The organism is Streptococcus sp. DD04 (genome assembly GCF_001578725.1).
Classification (GTDB): domain Bacteria; phylum Bacillota; class Bacilli; order Lactobacillales; family Streptococcaceae; genus Streptococcus; species Streptococcus sinensis.
In genome coordinates this window covers 88783-98001 of record NZ_KQ968978.1, presented here as the reverse complement: position 1 = coordinate 98001, position 9219 = coordinate 88783, and the positions used below count along the sequence as shown (strand labels likewise).

The window sequence follows — 9219 nt, the reverse complement described above, 5'->3', positions numbered from 1 at the left end:
AAACGATTGAGGAACTCTGGGCGGAAGTAAGGTTTGAGTCGATCCATCAAATCAGGCTTTTCTGCATTCTCTTCCAAGCCTGCTTCATAGCCAAATCCGGCATTGGAAGTCGCAATGATAACCGTGTTCTTGAAGTTGACTGTATTCCCTTGACCATCCGTCAAACGACCGTCATCCAGAACTTGAAGGAGAAGGGTAATCACCTGTGGATCCGCCTTTTCAATCTCATCCAAGAGGATGATAGAGTAAGGATTGCGGCGTACACGCTCGGTCAGGGTATTACTGTTATCATCATAGCCGACATAGCCTGCAGTGGTACCAATCAGCTTGGAAACAGCAGTCCGGTCGGAGTATTCTGACATATCCAGACGGATGATGGCTTCCTTGGTACCGAACATATCCAAAGCCAGTTGCTTAGCCAGCTCAGTCTTGCCGACACCTGTCGGACCAACGAAGAGGAAGCTGCCAATCGGACGGTTGCCTTCATCAAAGCCTGCACGGTTACGGCGGATAGCCCTAGCCACCGCTTCCACAGCCTTGTCTTGGCCAATGACCTTGGCTTTGAGACGGTCATTCATGCCCTTAAGACGCTCAATGTCGCTAGCGCCCATCTGAGAGACAGGCACTCCCGTCATCCGCTCAACAGACTCTGCTACATCGTTGACTGTCGCCGTCACCTTCATATCCTCGGTGTGGTTTTGAATTTTCTTTTCCAGCTCTTCAATGCGGGTCTTGGCATTCAGAGCTGCTTCATAATCTTCTTTCTCAACAGCTGCTTCCTGCTTAGCCTTCTGCTCAGCAATCTCACGCTCAACCGTGTGGACATCGGTTACTGGATGCTGGGCTGCCAAGTGGGCAGCAGTCACATCGACCAGGTCAATCGCCTTGTCTGGCAGACTCCGTTGTGGAATATACTGAACAGAATAATCTACAGCCGCTTTCAGCACTTCATCCGGCAGGATGACATTGTGGTGCTTTTCGTATAAGTCCCGAATGCCTCGAAGGATCTGATAGGTATCTTCGGCAGACGGTGCATTGACCTTGACTTCATTGAACCGGCGAGCCAGAGCTGCATTTTTGAGAATGGTATTACGGTACTCGTCCTGAGTAGTAGCCCCGATGACAGTCAGTTCACCACGCGAAAGAGCTGGTTTGAGAATATCCGCCAGTCCCTTAGAGCCACTGTCTCCTCCAGTGCTGCCTGCACCCAGAATTTGATGGATTTCGTCAAAGAAGAGAATAATGTTGCCGGCTTCCTTGACTTCATTGACTAAGTTTTGGATATTTTCTTCAAAGCTACCACGATATTGAGTACCAGCTTCCAGACCAGAAATATCAACAGATATAATTTCCTTGTTCTTGATGGCCGCTGGCACGTCACCATTGACGATAGCCTGGGCCAATCCTTCTACGACGGCTGTCTTTCCGACACCGGCATCCCCGACCAGAACTGGATTATTCTTGGTCCGACGTGAAAGAATTTCAGCAGTTTCCTGAATTTCCTTATTGCGGCCAATGACCGGATCCAGCTTATCCTCACGCGCTTCCTGGGTCAGATTACGTCCTAGCTTAGCCAGAATACCATCTTGTTTTGGCCCATGAGCAGTGGTTTGTCCAGTCTGCTCACCTGCTCCTTGACCAGGGAGCTTGCCAGTAGCCCGGTACTGGGCAAACTCTTCCGGCGTTACCTCTCGACCATTGATTAAATAACGACGATTTTCACTGTTGTAGCCACCCATGCGCCCCATGAGTTGGTTGAAAAGGTCGTCCATATTGTTAAAATTGTTGTAGTTGTTGTTCATAGCATTGCCTCACTTTTTTATATAATTTTTATTTTTGCTGAAATTTTAGATAAGAAATCTTTTCCTTATCTACTATAAATATTCATTTGGGAGATTTTCTCCTATCTATTATTTTACATAACTTATTCGATTTCCAAAAATTAAGACTGTTCTAGTCTTTTATTTTATGGATGAATTCTATCTACTCCAGAAGAATATGATTTTACATAATTTCGCCTCCTGTAAAAAATAAATGCCTTCTGGCTATTTCCTCATCTTCTGAATAAATCCTGTGTAAACTTTTTTGTTTACAGTTGTAATTATACATTCTTTTTTACCCCTTGTCAATAGGTTTGAATAAAAAATTTACATAATTTTTAATAACTCAAAGAAAAAGATTCCACCAAACTAATTTAGAAATATTCCTTTACTTGATAATACTGATTAATAAAAACAAAGAATCCCCTAAACTAAAATTAGGGGACCTTCAATATCTGAAGTTTTCAAGATTCTACTAGATAATCAGCTACTGCTCTTATTCTACAGTAACAGACTTAGCGAGATTGCGCGGTTTATCCACATCCAAACCGCGGTGCAGAGTTGCAAAATAAGCAATCAATTGAGTTGGCACCACCATAGAGATTGGTGACAAGTAAGGGTGAACTTGACTCAAGACAATGTCATCTTCGTCCTTAGCCACATTTTCCTCAGCAATCGTCAAAACCTTGGCTCCACGCGCTACAACTTCAGAAACATTACCGCGAGTATGACTAGATAGGACTTCGTCTGAAAGTAGGGCCAGCACAGGAGTCCCCTCTTCAATCAGGGAAATCGTACCATGCTTAAGCTCGCCTGCCGCAAAGCCTTCACACTGGATATAGGAAATTTCCTTGAGCTTGAGGCTGGCTTCCATCGCCACATAATAGTCCTGACCACGGCCGATGTAAAAGGCACTGCGAGTATCTACTAACAAATCACGCACCTTGCTGTCAATCAGCTCTTTCTCAGAAAGAATGGCTTCAATGGACTGGGCTACGATAGACAGCTCATGAACCAAATCAAAATTCTTGGCTTTTTCGTTGCCGTTGGCATCACCGACTGCCTTGGCCAAGAAAGCTAGGGCAGCGATTTGCGCGGTGTAGGCTTTGGTTGAAGCTACGGCGATTTCTGGTCCAGCATGGAGAAGCAAGGTGTGCTTCGCTTCCCGAGACAGGGTTGAACCTGGCACATTGGTTACTGTCAGGCTAGGAATGCCCAGCTCATTAGCCTTGACCAAGACTTGGCGGCTATCTGCTGTCTCACCAGATTGGCTGATGAAGATGAAGAGTGGTTCCTTGCTGAGGAGTGGCATGGCATAGCCCCATTCAGAAGAAATGCCCAGCTCAACTGGCGTATCCGTCAGCTCTTCCAGCATTCGTTTAGAAGCGTAACCAGCATGATAAGAAGTTCCAGCAGCAATGATATAAATGCGATCAGCTTCTTGGACTGTCTTGATGATGGCAGGATCAATCAGCATCTTATTATTTTCATCCGCATAGGTGCTAATCAGCTTGCGCATCACGGTCGGCTGCTCATCAATTTCCTTCAACATGTAGTAAGGATAAGTGCCTTTCCCGATATCAGACAGATCCAGCTCAGCTGTATAGCTGCCCCGTTCAAGAACATTGCCTTCGTAGTCTTGCACTTCTACACTATTTGCAGTCACGATAACCAGCTCTTTATCATGAATTTCCATGTATTCGCTGGTCTCGCGAATCATGGCCATGGCATCGGAGCAGACCATGTTGTAGCCTTCGCCCAAGCCAATCAAAAGCGGAGACTTGTTTTTGGCAACGTAGATTGTAGAAGGATCTTCGGCATCTACCAAAGCAAAAGCGTAGGAACCTTCGATAATGTGAAGAGCCTTGCGGAAGGCATCAAGAACAGGGAGTCCGTCTTCTTCCGCAAATTTTCCAATCAAATGGACTGTAATTTCTGTATCTGTCTGCCCTTTAAAATCATGGTCAGCAAGATAGTCATTTTTGATATCCAGATAATTTTCAATCACGCCGTTGTGAACCATCACAAAGCGGCCCGTCTGAGAGGTGTGGGGATGGGCGTTATTCTCACTTGGTTTCCCGTGGGTTGCCCAGCGCGTGTGGCCGATACCAGTTGAGCCAGCTACATCGATGCCAATCTTCGCACGAAGATCAGCAATCCGACCAACGGACTTCACCAAGCTGGATTTTTTCCCTGTTGTAACAAAAATTCCAGCCGAATCATAGCCTCGGTACTCTAACTTTTCAAGCCCTTGCATCAAAATATCTGTTGCATTGCGGTTCCCCACAACTCCGACGATTCCACACATAGTTTTACTTCTAACCTTTTGCTGGCAAAAGGCTAGCTCCTCCTTAATTCAAAATTGGTATAGTCTTTTTTATCTTTTCATTCACAGACAGAAACAGTATACACACCTATTCAGATTTTGTCAACAAAAAATTGGTATAGTTTCTTTTAAAAATCCTGTGAACCTTATGAGGACAAGGATTTTGAAACTACACCAATACTAGCTTGACCTTACAAACTGATGACAGGTTGCTTTTAGTCTGACAACTGATTTCTAAAAGCACCGTTTTGCGCTTACAATATAGAAGAACCGTAGGAAATACCGCTTCCCGACTTTCAAGAGCCCTTAAACTGCAAAGAACTGCCCTACCAGATAGGTCACGGCCATGGTCAAAAGACCAATGGCTAGATTTCGAATCATGGCATTTTTAATCGGAGCTTTACCTAGTTTAGCGCTGGTGTAGCCCGTTCCCAATAGAGCCAAAGCTACAATCAGGACCGTCGCCCAAATACGGATGCTAGCAGGAAGCAGGATAATCGTAACCATGGGAAAGAGCGCACCTACCGCAAAGGCTAAAAAGCTTGAGACGGCTGCATGCCAGGGATTGGTAAACTCCTCTACCTCGATGCCGTACTTTTCCTCCACCAAGGCCTTGAGCGGATCCTGCAAGAAAGCCCGATTGGTCAGGAGCTGGGCAGAGGTATCGCACTCGCCATTTTGGACATAGGTAGCATAGAGAGACTGCCTAGCGATGTCTGGATTTTTCATCAAAAGTTCCCGCTCCCTAGTTACTGCAGCCTCCTCTGTATCCTTTTGAGTTGAAACAGATACGTATTCTCCGCCTGCCATAGAAAATGCCCCAGCAAAGACGGCAGCTAAACCAGATAAAAAGATAATCCAGACATCCTGAGTGGCACTGGCCACCCCAATTACTACACCAGCTATAGAAATAATCCCGTCGTTGGCTCCCAGAACCCCTGCCCGCAAAATATTCAACCGGCCACTAAAGTTCTTGTCAATTTTATGTTCTTCCATTCTAAAACTTCTTCCTTTTTATTTATAATCATTATAAATAAAACCTCTACCTATTACAAGAAAAAACAGAAAAATGAGAAAAGTTCCACGATTTAAGATAAAAATCCATCCCATGAATAAAGAAATAAGCTTGGGACACAAGTTCAAACTAAAATATAAAAAAACGAACAAAATAGTCTTCTGTAATAGTCAGAATTCTTCCTTGTTCGCTTTTTAGTTAGATATATCTAATATGAGAATCTTATAACTAAGGAGTCGTCAAAGTGAAAATCATCTTGCTCCAACTCCAGCCATGTTTTGTTAATCCATGACAATCATAGCCTTAATGGTCTTGCGTTCATCCATATCCTTATATGCTTGGTCAATATCTTCTAGTTTATAGCTTGAAGTAAAGACGCGACCTGGATTAATATCCCCATCAAGGACAGCTTTCAGCAAGAACTGTTTGTCGTAAGTCGTGACAGAGGCTGCGCCTCCTGCTACAGTTAAGTTTTGGGCAAAAGTTGAACCGATCGCGCGATTATTATAGTGAGGAACCCCAACAAAGCCCATCCGACCACCATTGTGAAGGACTCCTAGGGCTTGATCAATAGCGGCTTCTGTTCCGACACATTCAAGTGCTGCATCTGCTCCACCACCTAGAATCTCGCGCACCTTGGCAATACCTTCTTCACCGCGTTCCGCAACAACAGCAGTTGCACCTGACTCCAAGGCCATTTTTTGTCGATCTTCATGGCGACTCATGAGAACAATTTGGGAAGCACCGCGCATTTTCGCAGCAATAACAGCGCATTGCCCAACAGCCCCATCACCAATCACGACCACCTTATCACCAGGTTTCACATCTGCCACACGCGCAGCATGATAGCCAGTTGGCATCACATCCGCAAGAGTCAAGAGGGACTTTAGCATACCTTCTGTATAGTCTGACGGTTGTCCTGGGATTTTTATAAGAGACCAGTTGGCAAATTCGAAGCGCATATATTCTGCTTGCACGCCATCTGACCAGTTATTGCCAATATGACGATCACAGGTGCCATCATATCCTGCTCGACAGGCATCACATTCCCCGCATCCATGAGTAAAGGGAGCAATAACAAAATCGCCAGGTTTAACAGTCAGTACTGCATCACCAATTGCCTCAACGATACCAATCGCTTCGTGCCCGCTATTCTGATGGCCTCTTTCAATATCTGGATTGCGATAATGCCACAGGTCTGAACCACAGACACAGGTCCGAACGATCCGAATAATGGCATCATCTGCCTCAATGATTTGCGGACGGTCCACTTCAACAAGGCCAACCTGACCAGCTTTTGTATAGACTGTTTTCTTCATAGAACCACTCCTTTTCTATTAGTTTATCACTTTTATTATACACTTTTTGTAAATTTTTGTGTGAAGTCAGAATGCGTGAGGGTATAAAACGTATTACTCTTGTGCTTTGAAATAGTCTTCTTCAGACACAGGCTCACTCCATTCCGTACTAGTATTTTCACCAGGAATTTCAAAAGCTAAATGAGAGAACCAAGAATCCTTGCTAGCACCATGCCAGTGCTTTGTATTGGCTGGGATGGTAACGGTGTCACCAGGTTGGAGTTTCATAGGCTCTTTTCCCCATTCTTGATAATGTCCTTGACCACCCACACAGATAATGACTTGTCCCCCGCCTTTAGTAGCTCTATGGCTATGCCAATGATTGCGACAGCCTGGTTCGAAAGTAACATTAAAGATTGGGAAAGCTCCATCCGAGATTGGAGCTAGATAGGATTGACCCACAAAGTATTGTTCATAAGCACTATTGTCTTGTCCAATTGGAAAAAATATTGAAGCTTGATAAGCTTCTTTTGCACTAGCGTCTGACGGGACATCCTCCGTCCAGAGTGCTTTAGCTAGGTTGAAAACGGCCCATGCTTTTGGCCAGCCTGCATAAAAAGCCACATGCGTAATGATGGCAGCAATTTCTTTTTTGCTCACCCCATGCTTCTTAGCATTTGCAAGATGGTAAGACAAGGATTGATCTGTGATACCGGATACCATCAGTGCTACAACCGTGATAATACATCTTGTTTTCAGGTCAATATCTTGGTTATTCCAATTTTCTCCAAAGAGAATATCATCATTAAAATAGGCAAATTCTGGTGCAAAGTCACCTAGGGCATCTCTCCCTGCTGTTTGTTTGATTTTTGACATAATTTTTCCTCCTTTGCTTAGATTCTAACTTCCCTAAAATTCAGTTCTACTTTTTTACCAATGTCATGAAAAATTCTGCTGTTTCTGGATCTTGATGGTCAAAGAAGAGAGATTTTTCTTGATCTAAATCTTGAATGGCTGCCATCTCTTCTGCCGTCAATTCAAAGTCAAAGATATTGAAGTTTTCCTGCATGCGTTCTTTGCGAACAGACTTAGGAATCACCACAACATCGCTTTGGAGGAGGAATCGCAGTGCTACTTGAGCAACAGATTTCTCATATTTTTCCCCAATTTCTTTTAGAGTTGGCGTATTGAAGAAATCATTGCGCCCTTCTGCAAAAGGTCCCCAAGATTCGATTTGGCAGTTGTATTTGTCTAAATAAGTCTTGGCTACTTTTTGCTGTTGGAAAATATGCGTTTCAATCTGATTCACAGCTGGCTTGATTTCTACAAAATGCTGCAAATCGATAAAACGATCTGGTGAGAAGTTTGAAACCCCAATAGCACGGAGCTTACCAGCCTTGTAGGCTTCCTCCATAGCTCTGTAAGTTCCATAGTAATCACCGAAAGGCTGATGAATCAGCAAAAGATCGATATAATCTGTTTGCAATTTTTGCAAGGATTCTTCAATGGATGCCTTGGCCTTCTCATAACCAGCATTGCTAATCCAAATCTTGGTGGTGATGAAAAATTCTTCACGCGGAAGACCAGATTCCTTGATAGCTTCCCCCACACCTGATTCATTGCCATAAGATTGAGCAGTATCAAAGGCACGATAACCGACTTCGATAGCATCAAGAACTGCACGCTTGGTTTCATCTACCGGTGTTTGGTAGACTCCAAATCCTAATTGTGGCATTTTAACCTTGTTATTTAAAGTTTTGTAAAACATTTTCTGACTCTCCTTCTTTCTTTTGATGCTTCTAGTTTACACCCACTTGAAAATTTTGTACACTATTAATAAAGCAAGCTAGTTTTCATAAAACGAAAAGTAAAAAGGAGGTAAACATGCTTAACCTAGAAGAACTCGCACAACTCGTCGCCTTTAAAGAATTAGGGACACTCTCTAAAGTTGCAGAGAAATTCCTCATTTCGACACCTTCCTTATCACGTTCCATGCAACACTTGGAAGAAGATTTTGGTGTTCCCCTTTTTGATCGCAGTGCTAATCGGATTTCGTTGAATGAAACAGGAGAGCGTGCTGTTGAAGTTGCGCACAGAATTTTAAGTACTAGTCAGCAGGGTATCAAAGAAGTCAGACAGTTTGATCAAAGCCTCAAAACCATTACAATTGCTTCAGTCGCTCCTGCACCACTTTGGTCTTTGCTACCGCAACTAGCATCCCTCTACCCTAACAAACAAATTAGCCATCAAATTTGCTCTATCCACAAGGTAATGGAAGCTATTGAGGAGGAAACCATTGATCTAGCTGTTCTCCCATTTGCGTATGACCAGAACCAAACGACTTGCCTACCTTATCTACAAGAGGAACTAGCTATCGCAGTCACGACGGGTCATGATTTGGCTCGTCTAGACTCTGTTAGCTTCGAGGCAATCAATGGTTATAACTTTCTCCTAATGGATCAAATTGGATTTTGGAATGAATTGGTTCAAGAAAAAATGCCAGCTTCAAAATTTCTGATCCAGTCCAACCGCTTTGAGTTTGAAGAATTGGCCTACAATTCTACACTTCCTCGGTTTGCGACCAATCTCAGCCAAGAAAGGGAAAAGATTCAGGACGACCGAGTAATGATACCTATTTCCGACCCTGAAGCACATGTCCACTATCATTTAGTTTCTCTTAATCCCGAAATCAACTTAGCTGACTTAATAAATGTTTAAAATCGCCAGTAAAAGGAGAGTGGGACAGAAATCGGTAATTCG

6 protein-coding genes and 1 pseudogene are annotated in these 9219 nt (G+C 43.7%); 1 reads left to right on the top strand and 6 read right to left on the bottom strand.

Annotation, left to right across the window (positions count from 1 at the left end; all coding sequences use genetic code 11):
- The 6 genes and pseudogenes from STRDD04_RS05555 to STRDD04_RS05530 form a co-directional block, all read right to left on the bottom strand.
- A pseudogene (locus STRDD04_RS05555) lies at nucleotides 1-1802 on the bottom strand (AAA family ATPase); the annotation flags it as partial.
- 514 nt (nucleotides 1803-2316) lie between these two features.
- Nucleotides 2317-4128: a glutamine--fructose-6-phosphate transaminase (isomerizing) gene (glmS, locus tag STRDD04_RS05550; protein WP_062200055.1), complete on the bottom strand. Its 1812-nt coding sequence runs from the start codon at nucleotides 4126-4128 to the stop codon at nucleotides 2317-2319.
- 324 nt (nucleotides 4129-4452) lie between these two features.
- Nucleotides 4453-5142, bottom strand: a complete 690-nt coding sequence (locus tag STRDD04_RS05545; RefSeq protein WP_062200053.1) for a VIT1/CCC1 transporter family protein — start codon at nucleotides 5140-5142, stop codon at nucleotides 4453-4455.
- Between the two features lie 300 nt (nucleotides 5143-5442).
- Complete coding sequence (locus STRDD04_RS05540) at nucleotides 5443-6480, bottom strand: zinc-binding dehydrogenase (protein ID WP_062200051.1); 1038 nt, start codon at nucleotides 6478-6480, stop codon at nucleotides 5443-5445.
- Nucleotides 6481-6573: 93 nt separating this feature from the next.
- Nucleotides 6574-7335 carry a carboxymuconolactone decarboxylase family protein gene (locus STRDD04_RS05535; RefSeq protein ID WP_062200050.1) on the bottom strand — a complete coding sequence of 254 codons (762 nt, stop codon included), beginning with the start codon at nucleotides 7333-7335 and terminating at the stop codon, nucleotides 6574-6576.
- A gap of 46 nt (nucleotides 7336-7381) precedes the next feature.
- Nucleotides 7382-8227 (bottom strand): aldo/keto reductase, encoded by an 846-nt coding sequence (locus STRDD04_RS05530; RefSeq protein ID WP_062200048.1) that lies wholly within the window; start codon nucleotides 8225-8227, stop codon nucleotides 7382-7384.
- 116 nt (nucleotides 8228-8343) lie between these two features.
- Here STRDD04_RS05530 and STRDD04_RS05525 point away from each other — a divergent pair, with 116 nt between their 5' ends.
- A complete protein-coding gene (locus STRDD04_RS05525; RefSeq protein WP_062200046.1) occupies nucleotides 8344-9177 on the top strand; it encodes a LysR family transcriptional regulator in 834 nt (277 codons plus the stop codon).
- Nucleotides 9178-9219 lie beyond the last annotated feature (42 nt).

Bases quoted from the DNA above. Each gene is read 5' to 3' on its own strand.
- glmS (WP_062200055.1), bottom strand. From the start codon at position 4,128: ATGTGTGGAATCGTCGGAGTTGTGGGGAACCGCAATGCAACAGATATT.
- STRDD04_RS05545 (WP_062200053.1), bottom strand. From the start codon at position 5,142: ATGGAAGAACATAAAATTGACAAGAACTTTAGTGGCCGGTTGAATATT.
- STRDD04_RS05540 (WP_062200051.1), bottom strand. From the start codon at position 6,480: ATGAAGAAAACAGTCTATACAAAAGCTGGTCAGGTTGGCCTTGTTGAA.
- STRDD04_RS05535 (WP_062200050.1), bottom strand. From the start codon at position 7,335: ATGTCAAAAATCAAACAAACAGCAGGGAGAGATGCCCTAGGTGACTTT.
- STRDD04_RS05530 (WP_062200048.1), bottom strand. From the start codon at position 8,227: ATGTTTTACAAAACTTTAAATAACAAGGTTAAAATGCCACAATTAGGA.
- STRDD04_RS05525 (WP_062200046.1), top strand. From the start codon at position 8,344: ATGCTTAACCTAGAAGAACTCGCACAACTCGTCGCCTTTAAAGAATTA.